General features: G+C 67.6%; 16 protein-coding genes. 4 read left to right on the top strand and 12 right to left on the bottom strand.

Going from position 1 to position 17,804, the window contains the following annotated elements; translation table 11 throughout:
- Positions 1–319 precede the first annotated feature (319 nt).
- The 3 genes from ileS to ychF all read left to right on the top strand — a co-directional run bounded on the left by ileS (position 320) and on the right by ychF (position 5,550).
- On the top strand, positions 320–3,313 hold the full coding sequence (gene ileS / locus P1K30_RS18925; protein WP_275634335.1) for an isoleucine--tRNA ligase: 2,994 nt from the start codon (positions 320–322) through the stop codon (positions 3,311–3,313).
- A 138-nt stretch (positions 3,314–3,451) separates the two neighbouring features.
- The gene (gene kce, locus P1K30_RS18920) at positions 3,452–4,384 is read left to right on the top strand and encodes a 3,5-dioxohexanoate:acetyl-CoA acetone transferase (RefSeq protein ID WP_275634334.1); all 933 of its coding nucleotides are present in this window, start codon (positions 3,452–3,454) and stop codon (positions 4,382–4,384) included.
- A 68-nt stretch (positions 4,385–4,452) separates the two neighbouring features.
- A complete protein-coding gene (ychF, locus tag P1K30_RS18915; protein WP_275634333.1) occupies positions 4,453–5,550 on the top strand; it encodes a redox-regulated ATPase YchF in 1,098 nt (365 codons plus the stop codon).
- Between the two features lie 16 nt (positions 5,551–5,566).
- Here ychF and P1K30_RS18910 read toward each other — a convergent pair whose 3' ends face one another.
- From P1K30_RS18910 to phnC, 6 genes are all read right to left on the bottom strand, one after another.
- Positions 5,567–5,989, bottom strand: a complete 423-nt coding sequence (locus P1K30_RS18910) for a hypothetical protein (protein ID WP_275634332.1) — start codon at positions 5,987–5,989, stop codon at positions 5,567–5,569.
- 392 nt (positions 5,990–6,381) lie between these two features.
- A complete protein-coding gene (locus P1K30_RS18905; RefSeq protein ID WP_275634331.1) occupies positions 6,382–6,990 on the bottom strand; it encodes a DapH/DapD/GlmU-related protein in 609 nt (202 codons plus the stop codon).
- On the bottom strand, positions 6,987–7,844 hold the full coding sequence (gene phnE / locus P1K30_RS18900; protein ID WP_275634330.1) for a phosphonate ABC transporter, permease protein PhnE: 858 nt from the start codon (positions 7,842–7,844) through the stop codon (positions 6,987–6,989). The genes P1K30_RS18905 and phnE (P1K30_RS18900) overlap by 4 nt, the downstream gene beginning before the upstream one ends.
- Positions 7,841–8,779 carry a phosphonate ABC transporter, permease protein PhnE gene (gene phnE, locus P1K30_RS18895; RefSeq protein WP_275634329.1) on the bottom strand — a complete coding sequence of 313 codons (939 nt, stop codon included), beginning with the start codon at positions 8,777–8,779 and terminating at the stop codon, positions 7,841–7,843. The genes phnE (P1K30_RS18900) and phnE (P1K30_RS18895) overlap by 4 nt, the downstream gene beginning before the upstream one ends.
- Positions 8,780–8,863: 84 nt before the next feature.
- Positions 8,864–9,784 (bottom strand): phosphate/phosphite/phosphonate ABC transporter substrate-binding protein, encoded by a 921-nt coding sequence (gene phnD / locus P1K30_RS18890; protein WP_275634328.1) that lies wholly within the window; start codon positions 9,782–9,784, stop codon positions 8,864–8,866.
- A gap of 46 nt (positions 9,785–9,830) precedes the next feature.
- Positions 9,831–10,646, bottom strand: coding sequence for a phosphonate ABC transporter ATP-binding protein (gene phnC, locus P1K30_RS18885; protein WP_275634327.1), 816 nt, complete (start codon positions 10,644–10,646; stop codon positions 9,831–9,833).
- Positions 10,647–10,974: 328 nt separating this feature from the next.
- Here phnC and P1K30_RS18880 point away from each other — a divergent pair, with 328 nt between their 5' ends.
- Positions 10,975–12,204: an alpha-D-ribose 1-methylphosphonate 5-triphosphate diphosphatase gene (locus P1K30_RS18880; RefSeq protein ID WP_275634326.1), complete on the top strand. Its 1,230-nt coding sequence runs from the start codon at positions 10,975–10,977 to the stop codon at positions 12,202–12,204.
- 89 nt (positions 12,205–12,293) lie between these two features.
- Here the strand turns inward: P1K30_RS18880 and P1K30_RS18875 are convergent, their stop codons facing one another.
- From P1K30_RS18875 to P1K30_RS18850, 6 genes are read right to left on the bottom strand one after another with little or no spacing between them, the layout of a single operon-like run.
- On the bottom strand, positions 12,294–13,112 hold the full coding sequence (locus tag P1K30_RS18875) for a sugar phosphate isomerase/epimerase family protein (protein ID WP_275634325.1): 819 nt from the start codon (positions 13,110–13,112) through the stop codon (positions 12,294–12,296).
- A 16-nt stretch (positions 13,113–13,128) separates the two neighbouring features.
- Positions 13,129–14,310, bottom strand: coding sequence for an alpha-D-ribose 1-methylphosphonate 5-triphosphate diphosphatase (locus P1K30_RS18870; RefSeq protein ID WP_275634324.1), 1,182 nt, complete (start codon positions 14,308–14,310; stop codon positions 13,129–13,131).
- Positions 14,297–15,001 carry a phosphonate C-P lyase system protein PhnL gene (locus P1K30_RS18865; protein ID WP_275634323.1) on the bottom strand — a complete coding sequence of 235 codons (705 nt, stop codon included), beginning with the start codon at positions 14,999–15,001 and terminating at the stop codon, positions 14,297–14,299. The genes P1K30_RS18870 and P1K30_RS18865 overlap by 14 nt, the downstream gene beginning before the upstream one ends.
- A gap of 22 nt (positions 15,002–15,023) precedes the next feature.
- Positions 15,024–15,824: an ATP-binding cassette domain-containing protein gene (locus P1K30_RS18860; RefSeq protein ID WP_275634322.1), complete on the bottom strand. Its 801-nt coding sequence runs from the start codon at positions 15,822–15,824 to the stop codon at positions 15,024–15,026.
- Complete coding sequence (locus P1K30_RS18855; protein ID WP_275634321.1) at positions 15,821–16,735, bottom strand: alpha-D-ribose 1-methylphosphonate 5-phosphate C-P-lyase PhnJ; 915 nt, start codon at positions 16,733–16,735, stop codon at positions 15,821–15,823. Before P1K30_RS18855 ends, P1K30_RS18860 begins: the two co-directional genes overlap by 4 nt.
- Complete coding sequence (locus tag P1K30_RS18850; protein ID WP_275634320.1) at positions 16,732–17,802, bottom strand: carbon-phosphorus lyase complex subunit PhnI; 1,071 nt, start codon at positions 17,800–17,802, stop codon at positions 16,732–16,734. The genes P1K30_RS18855 and P1K30_RS18850 overlap by 4 nt, the downstream gene beginning before the upstream one ends.
- Positions 17,803–17,804: the final 2 nt, after the last annotated feature.

Below are 17,804 nucleotides of genomic sequence, written 5' to 3'. Positions count from 1 at the left end.
CCAGCTTCCGCCAGCTTCCGCCAGCTTCCGCCAGCTTCCGCCAGCTTCCGCCAGCTTCCGCCAGCTTCCGCCAGCTTCCGCCAGCTTCCGCCAGCCAAGCCGGCTCCCGCGACACATTCCATCGCCAAGACACACAAGCGGATGACCGCTTTACGCTCCCGCCTGCCGCGCCTATAACCCGGCGCATGACGGACCGGTTCGCGATCATCATCCGAATTACCGGCCCGGCGCTCTGATCCACGAGCCGCCGGGACAAGGCGCATGCACTCCACGCCGAACCTCATCCAATTTTCGCTGATCGACCTGAGGACACCGCCTCATGTGTGCTGACACGCCCGACTACAAAGACACGCTGAACCTGCCCGAAACCGAATTCCCGATGCGTGCGGGACTGCCCAAGCGCGAGCCCGGCTGGCTTGACCGCTGGGCGCAGATCGGTGTCTACGACCGCCTGCGCGAGACCGCCGAGGGCCGCGAACCGTTCATCCTGCACGACGGGCCTCCTTACGCGAACGGCCACCTGCACATTGGCCACGCGCTGAACAAGACGATCAAGGACATGATCGTCCGCTCGCATCAGATGATGGGACGCGACGCCCGTTACGTGCCCGGCTGGGACTGCCACGGCCTTCCGATCGAATGGAAGATCGAAGAACAGTACCGCAAGAAGGGCCGCAACAAGGATGACGTGCCGGTCATCGACTTCCGCCAGGAATGCCGCAAGTTCGCAGAGGGCTGGGTCGACGTCCAGCGCGACGAGTTCAAGCGCCTTGGCGTCACCGGCAAGTGGGACGATCCCTATCTGACGATGAACTTCCACGCCGAGCGCGTCATCGCCGAGGAGTTCATGAAGTTCCTGATGAACGGCACGCTGTATCAGGGGTCGAAGCCCGTGATGTGGTCGCCGATGGAACAGACCGCGCTGGCCGAGGCCGAGGTGGAATACCACGACAAGGAAAGCTTCACGATCTGGGTGAAGTTCCGCGTCGACAGCTACGCGCCCGGCGCGACCGACGCCTCGGACGAGGAAGCGACCGACACGCAGGGCGCGGCCGTCGTGGCGGCGGCGCAGGACGTGCGCGACGCGCTGGTCGGCGCCTATGTCGTGATCTGGACCACCACGCCCTGGACGATCCCGTCGAACAAGGCCGTCGTCTTCGGCGCCGACTATGACTATGGCCTGTACGAGGTCACCGGCACGCCGGACGAATGCTGGCTGAAGACCGGCGAACGCTACATCCTTGCCGACAAGCTGGCCGCGCAGACCTTTGCCAAGGCGCGGCTGGAAGACAGCCAGTGGACGCGCGTTCAGGACGTGACCACCGATCAGCTTTCCGCGCTGACGCTCAAGCACCCGCTGGCTGGCGCCGAGGGCGCGAACGGCGAGTGGGACGATGTCCGCGACTTCCGCGCCGCCGATTTCGTGACCGACGAGGAGGGCACCGGCTTCGTCCACTGCGCCCCGTCGCACGGGATGGAGGAATACGAACTGTACCGCGGCCTTGGCATGCTGGAACAGGTTATCACCTACAACGTGATGGACGACGGCGGCTTCCGCGCCGACCTGCCGTTCTTCGGCGGCAAGTACATCCTGAACCGCAAGGGCGGAGAGGGTGACGCGAACAAGGCGGTCATCGACAAGCTGGTCGAAGTCGGGGGCCTGATGGCGCGCGGCAAGATCAAGCACAGCTACCCGCACTCGTGGCGGTCCAAGGCGCCGGTGATCTACCGCAACACGCCGCAGTGGTTCGCCGCCATCGACCGCAAGGTCGGCGACGGGCAGGACACCCACGGCGAAACGATCCGCGAGCGTGCGCTGACCTCGATCGAGGAACTGGTCAAGTTCACCCCGCCCTCGGGCCGCAACCGCCTGCACGCGATGATGGAAACCCGGCCCGACTGGGTGCTGTCCCGCCAGCGGGCATGGGGCGTGCCGCTGACCTGCTTCACCAAGAAGGGCGCGCTGCCGACCGACCCGGACTTTCTGCTGCGCGACGCGGCGGTCAACGCCCGCATCGCAGAGGCCTTCGAAGCCGAGGGCGCGGACGCGTGGTACAAGGACGGCGCCAAGGAACGCTTCCTTGGATCCGATCATGATCCGGCCGAGTGGGAACAGGTGTTCGACATCCTCGACGTGTGGTTCGACAGCGGCTCGACCCACGCCTTCGTTCTGCGCGACCGCGCCGACGGCGCGCCGGACGGCATCGCGGATGTCTACATGGAAGGCACCGACCAGCACCGCGGCTGGTTCCACTCGTCCCTGCTGGAAGCCTGCGGCACGCTGGGCCGCGCGCCCTATCGCAACGTGGTCACGCATGGCTTCACGCTGGACGAGAAGGGCAACAAGATGTCCAAGTCGCTCGGCAACACCATCGCGCCCGAGGACGTGATCAAGCAGTACGGCGCCGACATCCTGCGCCTTTGGGTGGCCCAGACCGACTATACCGGCGACCAGCGCATCGGCCCCGAGATCCTGAAGGGCACCGCCGACAGCTACCGCCGCCTGCGCAACACCATGCGCTTCCTGCTGGGCAACCTGTCGGGCTTTACCGATACGGAAAAGGTCGATCCGTCCGAGATGCCGGAACTGGAACGCTGGGTGCTGCACCGTCTGGCCGAACTGGACGTGCGGGTGCGCGAAGGCTACGCCGCCTTCGACTTCCAAGGTGTGTTCCGCGCGCTGTTCGAGTTCTGCACCATCGACCTGTCGTCGGTGTATTTCGACATCCGCAAGGACGCGCTGTACTGCGACGCCGACGACGCGCTGCGGCGCCGCGCATCGCGGACGGTGCTGGACATCCTGTTCCACCGCCTGACGACGTGGCTGGCGCCGATCCTCGTGTTCACGATGGAAGAGGTCTGGCTGGAACGGTTCCCGGGCGACGACAGCTCGGTCCACCTTGTCGACATCCCCGAGACCCCGTCCGCGTGGCTGGACCCGGCGCTGGCGGCCAAGTGGGTCGGCATCCGCAAGGTGCGCCGCGTGGTCACCGCCGCGCTGGAAATCCAGCGCCGCGACAAGGTCATCGGCGCCTCGCTTGAGGCCGCGCCAGTTGTACATATCCGCGAATCCGACGTGCTTTCTGACGTTAAATCCGTCGATTTCGAGGACATATGCATCACTTCGGCGATCTCGCTGACCAACGACCCGATCCCGGCCGAGGCATTCCGCCTGCCCGAGATCGAAGGTGTCGGCGTGGTGTTCGAGACCGCAGACGGCGAGAAGTGCCAGCGCTGCTGGAAGATCCTGCCCGACGTCGGCACCCACGCCCATCCGGGCGTCTGCGGCCGTTGCGACGAGGCGCTGGGTTAAAACGTTCGGGGCCGCGACGACACTCGCGGCCCCGGCTTCCTTCCGGCCTGATCTTTCCTCTGGCTTTCCTCTGGCTTCCCTCTGGGCCCGAAAACGGGTTCACTCCCGTCCGAGGAGCCTGACCAGAGGGAGGAGATCATGGCCAAGCCGAAAAAGGCGATCATCAGCTGCGCGGTGACGGGGGCGATTCACACGCCCACCATGTCGCCGCACCTGCCGGTGACCCACGACCAGATCGCCGAACAGGCCATCGCCGCCGCCGAGGCAGGCGCCGCCATCCTGCACCTTCATACCCGCGACAACACCGACGGCCGTCCCTCGGTGAAGCTTGACGACTACATGGCCTTCCTGCCGCGGGTGAAACAGTCGACCGACGCGGTGGTGAACATCACCACCGGAGGCGCGCCGACCATGCAGATCCGCGAACGGATCGACGCGTCGCGCACGCTGGCACCCGAGATGTGTTCGCTGAACATGGGCTCGATGAATTTCGCCTTCCATCCGCTGGCCGAACGGTACGACAGCTTTCTGCACGACTGGGAGAAGCCCTATATCGAAGGGTCCGAGGCGAACATCTTCCGCAACACGCTGGCCGACATCCGCGAGGCCGCCGAGGCGCTGCTGCCGCTGGGGGTGAAGTTCGAGCATGAATGCTACGACGTCGGCCATCTCTACAACCTGCGCTTCCTGATGGACCGCGGCCTGTTCGAGGCGCCGGTGTTCCTGCAGTTCGTGTTCGGCGTCACCGGCGGCATCGGTGCCGACGTGGACAACCTGCTGTTCATGAAGCGCACCGCCGACCGTCTGTTCGGCGACGACTATCGCTGGTCGGTGCTGGGGGCGGGGGCGGCGCAGATGCCGCTGGCGGCCACCGCGCTGCAACTGGGCGGCAACGTGCGCGTGGGGCTCGAGGATTCGCTGTTCATCTCGCGCGGGGAACTGGCGGTGTCGAACGCCCAGCAGGTCGAGAAGATCGGGCGCATCATGGCCGAACTGGGGATCGAACCCGCCACCGCCGACGAGGCGCGCGAGATCCTTGGGCTGAAGGGGGGCGACAAGGTCGGGTTCTGACGCCCGGCCCCCTTGACCCTGACGGCCCCGGCACCCTACATGCGCCCGGCATCACCAGAGGACGTGAAATGGGCTTCAAGACCGGTATCGTGGGGCTTCCCAACGTGGGTAAGTCGACGCTGTTCAACGCGCTGACGCGGACCGCCGCGGCGCAGGCGGCGAACTTTCCCTTCTGCACCATCGAACCGAACGTGGGCGAGGTCGCCGTGCCGGACCCGCGGCTTGCGACCCTGTCCGAGATCGCCGGCTCCAAGCAGGTGATCCCGGCGCGGATGACCTTCGTGGACATCGCGGGGCTGGTGAAGGGCGCCAGCAAGGGCGAGGGGCTGGGCAACCAGTTCCTGGCCAACATCCGCGAATGCGACGCCATCGCCCATGTGCTGCGCTGTTTCGAGGACGAGGACGTGACCCATGTCGACGGCCGCGTCGACCCGCTGGCCGATGCCGAGACCATCGAGACCGAGTTGATGCTGGCGGACATGGAATCCATCGAAAAGCGCCTGCAGGGTCTGGTGCGCAAGGTGCGCGGCGGCGAGAAGGAAGCCGTCCAGCAGGAACGGCTGCTGAAAGACGCGATGGCCGCGCTGGAAGACGGCCGCCCCGCGCGCACCGTCGAGGTGTCGGACGACGACATGAAGACGTGGAAGGGCCTGCAACTGCTGACGCAGAAGCCGGTGCTGTACGTCTGCAACGTCGACGAGGGCGAAGCCGCCGAAGGTAACGCGCATTCCGCCAAGGTGGCCGAGAAGGCCGCCGCCGAAGGAGCGGTCTCGGTGGTGATCTCGGCCCGGATCGAGGAAGAGATCAGCCAGCTCGACGACGAGGAAGCAGAGATGTTCCTGTCCGAGATGGGGCTGGAAGAGGCGGGCCTCAGCCGCGTGATCCGCGCGGGCTATCAGCTTCTGGGCCTGCAGACCTATTTCACCGTCGGCCCGAAAGAGGCGCGCGCCTGGACCATCCGCACGGGCACGCTGGCGCCGCAGGCGGCGGGCGTGATCCACGGCGACTTCGAACGCGGCTTCATCCGCGCCGAAACCATCGGCTACGACGACTATGTCGCGCTGAAGGGGGAACAGGGCGCCAAGGACGCGGGCAAAATGCGCGTCGAGGGCAAGGGCTACGAGGTGAAGGACGGCGACGTCCTGCACTTCCTGTTCAACGCCTGATCGGAAACCTCCGGTCTCAGTCGATCCCGGCCAGCCGGATGTCCGCCGCGCTGGCATAGGCGCGGTAGGCGCCCAGCAGGCCCATGCGCCGCGCGATCAGGTATTCCCCGGTCGCGGACACCGGCGTGGCCGGCCCGTCGCCGAACACGCGCCGGACATTCATACCCACCACGATCGCTTTGAACTCGGCCAGCCGCGCCAGATAGGTGGCGGCGGCGTCGCCGCTTTCCTCGCCCAGATCACCAAGGGCGCTGGCACAGCTTTCGGCCAATGCGAACAGCAGCCCCGTGTCGACGTCTGCCGGTGCGCTTTCGACCCGGTTGTCGAAATGCGCGCAGGTGCTGGAATAGATGGCCTTTTCCCGTTCCGTCAGCGGCTCTGCAACGGCAGAGGTGGCGAAAACTGCGGCCAGCGCCGCCAGGCTTGCGATGCGTTTCATGCCTGTCCCTCGTCTGTTTCTCGACGTTCGATCCAAGCCTGGCACATCATGGCGCGCGGTAAAAACTTTTTTCGCGCCGCCGCCCTTGTTTTCTCTCAAAACGCGCTACGGCCCGCAGAGTGACCGGTTGTTGGGCATCCGGGAAACCCGCGCGCCCCTCCCTGACCCTCCCCCGGACCGGGGGAGGGAACCGCTCAGCCGCACCCGTTCCCGCGCCCGCGCGTCCCTTTCTTCTCTTTGCAAAATACCTCGGGGGAGTCGCGCAGCGACGGGGGCAGCGCCCCCGCCGCCACCTTTGAGGCGCACCTTGGGTGCGACGGGGACAGCGCCCCCGCCGCCGCCTGTGAAGCGCACCTCTGGTGCGACGGGGGCAGAGCCCCCGAAAGCTCCGATCAGCCGTAACGTTCGATGAACGCGTCGATGGACAGCCGCCGGATGTCGGGCAGGGCGGCGCGCAGGGCCTCGTGGCTCCAGTCCCACCACGCGATGCGTTGCAGCGCCTCGGCCTGCGCTTCGGTGAACCGCCGCTTCAGGTGCCGCGCCGGGACGCCGCCGACGATCTCGTAGGGGGCCACGTCCTTCGACACCACCGCCCCCGCGCCGACCACGGCGCCGTCGCCGATGGTGACGCCGGGCAGCACGGTCACGCCGTGGCCGATCCAGACGTCGTTGCCGATCGTGACCCAGTGATGCCGCCGCCACTGGAAAAAGTCGTCGTCGTCCTCGCCAAGATCGAACATCTCGGCCCGGTAGGTGAAATGGTGCTGCGATGCACGCCACGTCGCGTGGTTGCCGGGGTTGATCCGGGCGCCCTGTGCGATGGAACAGAACTTGCCGACGCTCGCCCAGACGGCGGAACTGTCGCTGACGATATAGGAATAGTCCCCGAACGCGACCTCGCGCAGCGATACGCGGGCCTTCACCTCGGTCCAGCGGCCAAGGGTGCAGTCGACGACGGTGGCGGTCTCGTGGACGGTGGGGGTTTCGGACAGGCGGCTCATCTGGAAAGCTCCCCGGTGCCGATGATCCGCGCCCGGATCAGGCCGGAGAGATAGTCGATCACATAGACCATCGCGATGATCAGGAAGATGATCGACCATGCCTCGTTCCAGCGATAGGCGGCGATCCGGTCCGACAGCAGGAAGCCGATGCCGCCCGCGCCGACGATGCCCAGAATGGTCCCGGACCGGACGTTGGATTCGAAGTTGTACAGCAGCACCGACCAGATCACCGGCATCACCTGCGGCAGGGTGCCAAACCGGATCTGCTGAAGCCGCGACCCGCCCGAGGCTTTCACCCCGTCCACCGGCCGGTCCGAGGTGTTCTCGATCGCCTCCGAGAACAGCTTGGCGAAGGTGCCGATCTCGCTGACGGCGATGGCAAGGATGCCCGCCAGCGGGCCCAGACCGAAGGCGCGGATGAAGATCAGCGCAAGGATCAGCGTCTCGAACGCGCGGATCACGTCGTATCCGCGCCGCACGCCCAGCCGCAGGACACCCAGCCGGTTGATGTTCTTCGCGCCAAGGAACGACACCGGAAATGCCACCACCGCGCCCAGCAGGGTGCCAAGGAACGCCATCGACAGCGTTTCGCCCAAGCCTTCGAGGATCGGCCAGAACTCTTCCCAACTGGACCAGACATAGGGCGGGAACATGAAGCCCAGCACGTCGCCGAACCGTTGCAGCCCGGTCCAGATCCGGGCGGGCGAGAAGTCGAACGCCCAAAGGCAATAGACGAACAGGCCGGTGAACAGGGTCCAGCCGGCGGCGCGGCGCAGGCGCACGGACAGCGGCGCGCGGAAGGCGCCGGGATGCGCGGCGCGGGCTGCGGTGATACGATCTTCGGTCAGGCTCATGTCCGGTCTCCCATGCCGATGATGCGGTGGCGCAGTTTTTCGGACGCGTAGTCGATCACGACGACGGTCACGAAGATGATCACGAACAGGGCCGAAAGGTCGGTGTATTCCTGAAACGACATGGCGGTGCGGATCTCTTGTCCCAGCCCGCCCGCGCCGACGTAGCCGATGATCGACGAGGACCGGACGTTGATCTCGAACCGAAGCAGCGTGTAGCTGATCACGTTCGGCAGCACCTGCGGCACCGCGCCATAGCGGATCTGGTCGAACCAGCCGCCGCCCGAGGCCTTCACGCCCTCCAGCGGCTTCATGTCGATGTTCTCGACCGCCTCGGAATAGAGCTTGCCCAAGGCCCCGGTGGCGTGAAGCCCGACGGCCATGACCCCCGCCATAGGGCCGACCGAGAAGCAGAACACGAAGATCAGCGCCCAGACCAGTTCCGGCACGGTGCGCGCGATTTCAAGGTAGCGGCGGCAGACCCACAGGACGGCCCGGTTGGGCGACAGGTTGCGGGCGGCGGGGAAGGCCAGAACGAAGCCGCCGATCACACCGAACACGGTGGCCATGAAGGCGATCAGGATGGTTTCCAGCAGCAGCCGCAGCCACGTCTGCCAGCGCCAGAACCACTCTGCCAGATCGGCGCCAAGGCTGTCCCAGCGCAGGGTCGGGAAGGTCTGGACGATGTATTCGCCCAGCCGAGGCAGGCCCGCCGGGATGATCCAGCGCCAGTTGCGCGATCCGTCCGGCAGTGTCACCTGCGTGACGCGGAAAAAGTCGCCGAACCAGGCCGAGGCGAGGAAGGCGGCGAAGAACAGGACTGCGCCGACGGTCCAGCGGGCGCGGGCGCGGCGGCGTTTGTCGGCGAAGTCGCGTTCGAACGCGGCGCGGGCGTCTCCCGCGCGGGACGGCCCGGGAAAATCGGCGGTCAGGGTCATGGAATGGCAGCCTGTAAGGGGTCGGGGCGGGGGCGATCCTTTGATTGCGAAGAAACGCTCCCGCCCCGTTTCGTGTCTGTCAGATTACGAGCCGCGGCGCTGTTCGCGCAGCCACTCGCGCATGTCCACGATCCACTGATAGCGGTCGTGGTCGACGCGGGTGAAGCCGGCGTCCGGGTTCGGGTTGTCCTCGGTCCACGACGAGTACAGGCGGAAGCCCTCGACGTCGTCGGTCGGGAACGCCTCGATCGCGGCGGTGACCTCTTCGATCATCTCGGCGGGCAGGTTCTTGCGGAAGGTCCACGGACCCGAGGTGATCTCCGGCGATTCCCAGATCTTGCAGATCACGCCTTCCTCGATCATCCCCTTGATTTCCATGCGCTGATAGACGCCGTCGGTGTCGTTGTCCTGATAGGTGGACGCGGTGTCGAAGGTGCCGTTCACGACGCCCTGCACACCGGCCTCGTGGCTGCCCGAGAAGGGCACGGCGGCAAAATGTTCTTCCGGCACGAAACCTTCACGCTCGACCATGTTGAAATAGGGCACGGCATAGCCGCTGGTCGAATCCGGGTCGGCGAAGGCGTGGACCTTGCCCGCCGCGTCCTCGAGGCTTTCGATGCCGCTGTCGCAGCGGGTCACGACGATCGAGTGATAGCCGGTGTTGCCATTCTCGGCGATCGAGGTCAGCGTCGGGACGACGCCGCCGTCGGTCGCGGTGTAGACCGCTGCGTAAGAGGACGACCCGAAGCGGGCGACCTCGATCTGGTCGGCGGCGATGGCCTGAACCACGCCGTCGTAGTTGCCGGCGGTGAAGATCTCGACGTCGACGCCCAGCGTTTCTTCGAGGTAGACGCGCAGCGGTTCGTTGCGCATCAGGCGGTCCTGCTCGTTCTCGCCCGAGAGGATGCCGAACTTGATGACCTGATAGTCGTCGCGCCAGCCCTCGGCCAGAAGCGGACCGGCGGCGGCAAGCGCCACGATGGCGGCGGTGGTGAACAGTTTCATTGGTGTCTCTCCCGTGGTTGCCAATGAAGGGGTGGTTGGGGCGTCGTCAGGCGGGGATTTTCTCCGCCTGCGGACGGATCGAGGTCGAGGTCACGGCCGCGTCGAACTCGGCCAGCCCCTCGGCGCCGTAGATGTCGGCCACGACGTCGTCGGTCAGTTGCGTCGCCGAGCCGTCGAACATCACCGCGCCCTCGCGCATGGCGATGATCCGGTCGCAATAGGCGCGCGCGGTATCCAGTGTGTGCAGGTTGACCAGAACGGTCAGACCGTCCTCACGGTTGATGCGGGCCAGCGCGTCCATCACGCGGGTGGCGTTGCCGGGATCGAGCGAGGCAATGGGTTCGTCCGCCAGCATGATGCGCGGGTTCTGCACCAGCGCGCGAGCGATGGCGACGCGCTGCTGCTGGCCGCCCGACAGGGTACCGGCGCGCTGCAGAGCCTTGGGCGCCATGTCCAGCCGATCCAGCGCCTCGATCGCCAGTGCGCGTTCTTCGTCGGTGAAGCGCATGGTCATCGACGACACGAAGCCGTGGCCGGCAAGACGACCCACCAGCACGTTGGTCAGGACGTCCAGCCGTTCGACAAGGTTGAACTGCTGGAAGATCATCGCGCAATCGCGGCGCCAGTCGCGCAGGGCGCGCCCCTTCAGCCGCGTGATCTCGCGGTCGCCGAAGAAGATCGACCCGTCCGACGGCTCGACAAGGCGGTTCACCAGCCGAAGAAGGGTGGACTTGCCCGCCCCGGACCGGCCGATGACGCCGACGAACTGGCCGGGCGGGATGCTGAGGGTGACGTCGCGCACGGCAGTCGTCTGGCCGAAGCGGCGGGTCAGGCGGGTGAGGCTGAGGCTTGCGTGTTCCATGCCCCCGATGCTGCAGGCGCATCGTAAACTCCCGCTATCATCCGAATGAATTTTTCGCGCATGTTGGGCAACGGAAATGTGACCCCCTTGCCTGTCGGTCCGGGTCTTGGGGCCGTCACGGCCGGGTTTTTCCACCGCTTGCCCGTGTCGAATGGGTCCAGCGTCGTGCGGGTGTCACATTCGACGGTTGCGGGGGAACGGCGGGCGGGGCGATTGTCCTATTCCTGTGATGCGGCTGAGGCAGGGAAGGGCGCCGGGGGGAATCATCCGGATCATCCGATCAACCCGATCATTTGGCCGGGACCGGCGCACAGAAGGAGCGGACAGAATGGACAGCTATGTGATCGAGGGTGCCCGCGCGGTGCTTCCGGGCGGGACCGAAGCCGTGGCGCTGCGGGTCGAGGACGGGCGCATCGCCGCGCTGGACGGCCCGCGCGACGGCGCGCCTGTGGTGGACGCGCGCGGGCTGGTGCTGGCCCCGGCGCTGGTCGACGTGCACGGCGACGCGTTCGAGCGCCAGCTGATGCCGCGCCCCGGTGTGTTCTTCCCGCTGGACGTCGCGGTGATGGAGACGGACCGACAGCTTGCGGGCAACGGGATCGCCACCGCCTATCACGCGCTGACGCTGGGATGGGAGCCGGGCCTGCGCTCGGTCGCGCGGGGGACGGAACTGGTGCGGCTGTGGCAGGCGATGGCGGCACGGCTGACGGTCGAGAACCGGGTGCAGCTGCGGTGGGAGACCTTCTGCTTCGAAGCCGAGCCGCTGATCGCCGAGGCGCTGGCGGGTCCGCTGACGCCCTCGGTGGCATTCAACGATCACACGACGATGGCGATGCTGGCGCCCGACGTGCGGTTGCAGGACCGGCCGTTCGACCACGCGCCGGACTTCCCGGTGGTCGACACGTCCTCGGCCGCGTTCCTGCGCAAGATGTCGGCCCGCGCCGCGCGGTCGGACATCCCGGCAGAGGACTACGTGGCGCTTTTGCGTGAAACGTGGGAGCGGCGGCCGGACGTGCCCGACGCCATCGCCCGCGTCGGTGCGGCGGCGGGCCGCGCGGGGGCGGCCATGTTTAGCCACGACGACACCCAGCCCGAGACCCGCGCCTTCTACCGTGGTCACGGGGCGCGGGTGTCCGAGTTTCCGATGAACGACCGCGTGGCGCAGGCGGCGCGGGACGCCGGCGACCTGATCGTGTTCGGCGCGCCGAACGTGCTGCGCGGGGGCAGTCACCTTGGATCGCCGGGCGCGGCGGACATGATCGCGCGCGGGCTGTGCGACGTGCTGGCGTCGGATTACTACTATCCGGCGATGCTGGCTGCGGTGGCGCGGTTGGTGGCAGACGGTGTGGGGCCGCTGCACGAGATGTGGAAGCTGGTGTCGGCCAACGCGGCGGCGGCGTCCAACCTGACGGACCGCGGCGCGCTGGCGGTGGGACAGCGGGCGGATCTTGTGCTGCTGGACTGGCCGGAGGGCGCCTATCCGCGCGTGCGGGCTACGGTCAGTGGCGGGCGGGTGGCCTATGACACCGGGCTGATGCGTGAGGCGGTGATGGCGTAGGGGCGGTGGGGGCGCTGCCCCCGCCGCTGCGCGGCTCCCCCGAGGTATTTGGAAAGAGAAGAAGGGGGCCGGTTGCTGTTGCTGGCCGGTTACTGGCCGAGCCCTTCGGCTTCGAGCCAAGCCATGCTGGCGGGGATCTCGGCGCGGTTCTTCAACTCTAGGATCAGGCGCGGGTTGGCGTCGAGTTTGCCGAGCGCCTCGAACACCGCGTGCCAGTGGATCGAGCCGCGCCCGATGGACCAGTGGCGGTCGGCGTGGGCGTCGGCGTCCTGCAGGTGGACATGGGCCAGCAGGCTACCGGCGGACTTGACGTAATAGTCGACCGGCGGGGCGTTGCAGATGCCGTGGGCATAGTGGGCGTGGCCGGTGTCGATCGAGAGTTTCAGCGCGTCCGAGGCGAAGCTTTCCACCAGCGCCTTGCGGTCGGCGGGATTGCCGTCCTCGATGTTCTCCAGCACGATCTCGATCCCGGCGTCGGCGGCGCGTTTCACCGCCGGGCCGAGGGTTTCATGGGTGGTTTCGAAGATGCGCGCGCGGCCGTCGTCGTACATGTCGAGATTGTAGTGGTCCCATGTCGAGAACGGCGAGTGCACGACCATCTGGGTGGCGCCGAGCGCCTCGCAGACGTCGAGGCCCTGCATCATGCGTTTCGCCACGATGGCGCGGATGTCGATGTCGAAGCTGGCGAAGTCGAGCCCCCAGAACGGCCCGTGGATGCCAAGCCGCCCGGCCCAGCCGTCTAGCTGCCGGCGCGCCTCGGCGACGGGGTCCTTCCAGCTTTCGGTGTTCAGCATCTCGGCGGACCAGAAGCTTTGCAGTTCGAGGTCGCGGTCCTTCTCGAACAGCCAGTCGCGGTAGGCGGGCAGGTCGCCTACGCCAAGGGCTGCGCCGATCACGGGAAGCGTCATGTCGTCGTCCTTTCGGTCAGGCCGCGGCGCGCGCGGTCAGCGTGCCGTCGGAAAAGATCATCCGCCCGCCGCGCAGGGTCGCCCGGACGTGCCCCACGCCCTCGTCGTCGGCTATGACGAGGTCGGCGCGCTTGCCGGGGGCGATGGCGCCCCGGTCGGCAAGCCCCAGCGCGCGGGCCGGGTTCAGCGTGGCAAGCCGCGCCGCGCCGGCGAGGCCGTGGGGATCGGTCCGGCCGAGGATCAGCACGGCGGGCAGGATGGCCGAAGGGTGGTAGTCGGCGGCGAGAATGTCCAGCAGTCCGGCGGCGTGGCAGGCGCGGGCCGAGAGGTTGCCGGAGTAGCTTTCGCCGCGCAGCGCGTTGGGCGCGCCCATCGCGGTCAGCAGGCCGTGATCGCGGGCGGCGCGGGCGGCTTCCTCGGTCACCGGGAATTCCGAGATCGCGGCGCCCAGTGACTGCATCAGCGCGACCTTGTCGGGTGTGTCGTCGTCGTGGCTGGCCAGCGCGATGCCGTGGCGGGCGCAGGTGGCCGAGATCGCCTTCAGCGTCGCGGCGGTGTCGCCCGCCGCCTGCTGTTTCTCGTCGATCCGGGCTTGCACGGCGGCCATTGCCTCGGCCTCGGAGACGCCCTTTTCGGCCTGCGTGCGGCGGGTCAGCCGTTCGATGTCCCGGTACTGGCCCTGTCCCGGCGTGTGGTCGGTCAGGGACACAAGGTCAACGGTGCCGTCGGCGATCAGTTCCTCGACCACGGCCAGCGCGTTGGGATAGTTGATTTCGAACCGGGCATGGACGCGGTGGTCGACCTTGAGGATCGCGCGCATCGCCTTCAGGGCGCGCAGCATCTCTTTCGAGTGGTCGTAGCTGCGCAGATGGCCATAGGCAAATTTCGGGTTGAACGACACGGCGGCGTAGCCGGTGGTCACCCCGGCGGTCTTCAGCCTGCGGTCGAGGTCGCGCAGTCCAAGCTCCATCGGCATCTTCACGTTGGGGCGGGGTTCGACTTCGCGTTCGATCATGTCGCCGTGCATGTCGATGAAGCCGGGCATCAGCAGCAGGCCGCCGCCGTTGATCCCGCCGTCCAGTTCTGCGCCTGAGACAGGGGTGTCGCGGATCTCGGCGATGGTGCCGTCTGCGATCCGCAGCGCGCCGTGGTCGAGAACGGCATCGGGCAGAACGACCCGGAAATCACTCAGCCACATCGGCCATCTCCTTCGTCTTCAACGGAATTTCCCGGTCGATCAGGCTGGCCACGTCGCCCGGGTGGTGGAACACACCGATCATCGCGACGCCCTGATCCTTGAGTTCCGTCAGCCGCTGGACCAGCGCCGCGCGGGCGCCCGCGTCAAGCGAGGCGGTGGGTTCGTCCAGCAACAGCAGCCGCCGGGGCCGGATCAGCGCGCGGGCAAGGTTCACCTTCTGCTGCTCGCCGCCCGAGAAGGTCGTGGGGTAGGCACGCCACAGGTCGGGCTTCACGCCGAAGGTCGCCAGCCAGTGACGGGCGGCGTCCAGCGCCGTCTCGCGCGGGGTGCCGGCAAGGCGCAGCGGCTCTGCCACGATCTCTTCGGCGGCGACACGGGGGCGGGCGATCAGGAACTGCGTGACAAAGCCGATCTCGGCCCGGCGCAGGTGCGCGATATCGACGTCGGCGGCGGTGGCAAGGTCGATCGGACCCTGTTCGCTGTCATAGATCAGCCGCCCACCGGTGGGCAGATAGCTGCGGTACAGCGTGCGAAGCAGCGTGGACTTGCCGGCGCCGTTGGGCCCCGACAACAGCAGGAACTCGCCCCGCGACAGGGTGAACGACAGCCGCTCGAACGCAGGCAGCGCCTGCCCAAGGTGGTGCATCCGGAAGGTCTTGGACAAGGCGTCCACGGTAAGAAGGGGTGTCATGCGGCGGGGTCCTGTCCGGGTGTCACAGTTTCGCGTGAACGAGTTGCTGGGTGTAGGCGTGCTGCGGGTCCTGAAAGACCTGATCGGCAAGGCCCTCTTCGACGACCTGCCCGCGGCGCATCACCACCACGCGGTCGGCCATCGTGCGGATCACGCCAAGGTCGTGGCTGACCAGCACCATCGTCATGCGACGGTCCTGTTGCAGCCGCTTCAGCGTATCCAGCACCAGCGCCTGCACGCTGACGTCCAGCCCGGTGGTGGGCTCGTCCAGCAGCAAAAGCGCCGGTTCCAGCGCGATGGCCTTGGCCAGCTGCACCCGCTGCTGCATCCCGCCCGACAGCTCGATCGGCGGGGCGTCCATCCGGTCCAGCGGGAATTCGGACGCATCCAGCGCGCCGCGCGCCTTTTCGCGCAGCACGGCGAAGCGGCGTTCGCCCGCGATCAGCAGGCGTTCGGCGACGTTGCCCGAGGACGAGTTCGTCATCAGCAGGCCCTGATGCGGGTTCTGATAGACGATGCCGATGCGCCGGGCGCACAGCATCCGGCGCTCGTACCGGTCAAGGTCGAACAGGTTGCCGGGCAGGTCCGGCAGATCCAGCGCATAGCGCCCGGCATCGGGGGTCTCCTGCAGGTTCATCATCCGCAGCAGCGTGGACTTGCCCGATCCGCTTTCGCCGACGATGCCCAGCACCTCGCCGGGGTAGACATGGGCCGACACGTCGTCCAGCGCCACCACCGGGCCATAGCGTTTCGACAGGCCGTCCAGCCGCATCAGCGGGGTCGCTTCGACCAGCCGGGGTTCGGATTTCGCCAGCGCGCTCATCCCTGCATCTCTCCGTTCACGTACCATGTTGCGCCGGTCTCGTCCGGTCCGCCCTCGGCGTGGCGGATCGCCTTGGCGCCAAGCTCGCTGTCCGAGACCTCGTAGGCCGCGCCGCCGCCGTCCTGCGGGATCTCGTTCATGAAATAGCCCGTCAGGCCCGACCGGGCGCAGGTGACCCCCGCGTGATCCTCGACCCGGTAGGGGACGTCGTCGAACACCAGCGGTTCCACCCGCGTGTGGGGCGGCACCGCGAAGATGCGCTTCTCGCGCCCCGCCGACAGGATCGTCAGGTGGTCGGCCATGTGCAGCTTTGGCACATCCCAGCGCGGGATGGGCGAGGGCGACATGACGTGCCGCCCGTTGACCATCGACGGATAGGACGCGCCCTGCATCACGCGGCCTGACCGCACGATCTGTTCGTACAGGGTCAGCCACAGCCGGCCATAGTCGGCATCGGCGTGCATCCGGCGCGCGGCGGACATGTTCGGTTCGACCGGGCGCAGCGGCTCTGGGTTCGGGACCTGCAGGATCAGGATCTGGTCGGCGCCCAGCTTTTCCTCGGGGATGCGGTGGCGCGACTGGATCAGCGTGGCCGCACGGGTGTCGTTGGTGGCGTCGGCGCCGGACACGCGGGTCAGGAAGCGGCGGATCGAGGCGGCGTTGACGCTGTCGTCGGCGCCCTGGTCGATCACCTTCACCACGGATTTCGGCGTCACCAAGGTCAGCGTGACCTGAAGCCCGCCGGTGCCCCAGCCGCGCGCGATCGGCACCTCGCGGCTGGCATATGGCATCTGGCAGCCGGGAACGGCCACCGCCTTGATCATCTTGCGGCGCATCTCGCGCTTCGCGGATGCGTCCAGAAACCCGTAGGAAAAGGCGCGCCACGGGCGGGTAAGGTCGGACAGGCTCATGCGGTTTCCTCGGTCTTGGCCGGCGCGGGGGCGTCCCGTTTCGCGGTCGCGTCGCGCAGGGCGTCCAGCGAGGACTGGAACGTCACGTAGTGCGGCAGCTTGAAGTGGATGCAGAAGCCAGAGCTTTCGACCGGCTCGGTGTGGTACAGGAAGAACTCCTCGTTCACCGGCGAATTCTTCGGCGCGCCGGGGCTGTTGAGGTCCAGCGTCGCGGCCGAGATCACCTTGACCTCGTTCCAGCCCAGCGTGGCGGCGAAACCCAGCCGCAGCTTTTCGCGGCCCTTGGTGGTCACGACCTCGGCCTGGCTGGTCATGACCCGACCGGCCGAGAAGGTGACGCCGCGCGGATGGCGGACGCGAAGCTCGACCTCGGACAGGCGCAATTCGTTCACCGTGGGGTGGGCGGTGCCATAGCCGCGCATCGCAGAATACCCCAGCGCCAGCGTGCCGCCGGTGTCGGCGCGGGCAAGGCTTTGCAGCGTGTGCGCGCGTTTCGCGGGAAACAGCAGCGGCTCGCGCGTCAGGTCGGGGATGGCGTCGGGCTCGACCGGGTCGGCGGCGGGCGGCTCGACCAGCCCCTGCGCCGCCTGCCACGCCGCCAGCGACGGATGCCGCGCCGGGGCGGGGGAGGCGGCCGGTGTGACGGCGGCGGGCTTGTAGGCCTCGCCCTCCAGCACCTGCGTGGCCAGCAGGCGGTGGGCATAGTCCAGCGTCGGCCCAAGGATCTGGCCGCCGGGGATGTCCTTGAACGCGGCCGAGATGCGGCGGTGGGTGAAGCCTTCGTCGGCGGCGACGGGGCGGGCGACCTGCAGGCGCGGTTGCGTGGTGCGCCAAGCGCGCAGCAGCAGCAGCGCCTCGTAGAGGTCGCCGCCGGACTGTGCCAGCGCCAGCGCCGCAAGGTCGGGCGCGTACAGCGACGCCTCGCCCTGCACCCGGTCGACAAGGGCGGGCAGGGCGGCGCCGATCTCTTTCACGCGGGCGGGGGTGATCCGGCCGGTGCGGGCGCGGTACAGCCGTTCCGCCTGTTCGATGGCGCGTTCGCCACCTCGGGTTGCGACATAGGCCATGG

It is taken from the genome of Psychromarinibacter halotolerans (assembly GCF_029168315.1).
GTDB lineage: Bacteria > Pseudomonadota > Alphaproteobacteria > Rhodobacterales > Rhodobacteraceae > Psychromarinibacter > Psychromarinibacter halotolerans.
This window is presented reverse-complemented; position numbering and strand designations above follow the sequence as displayed.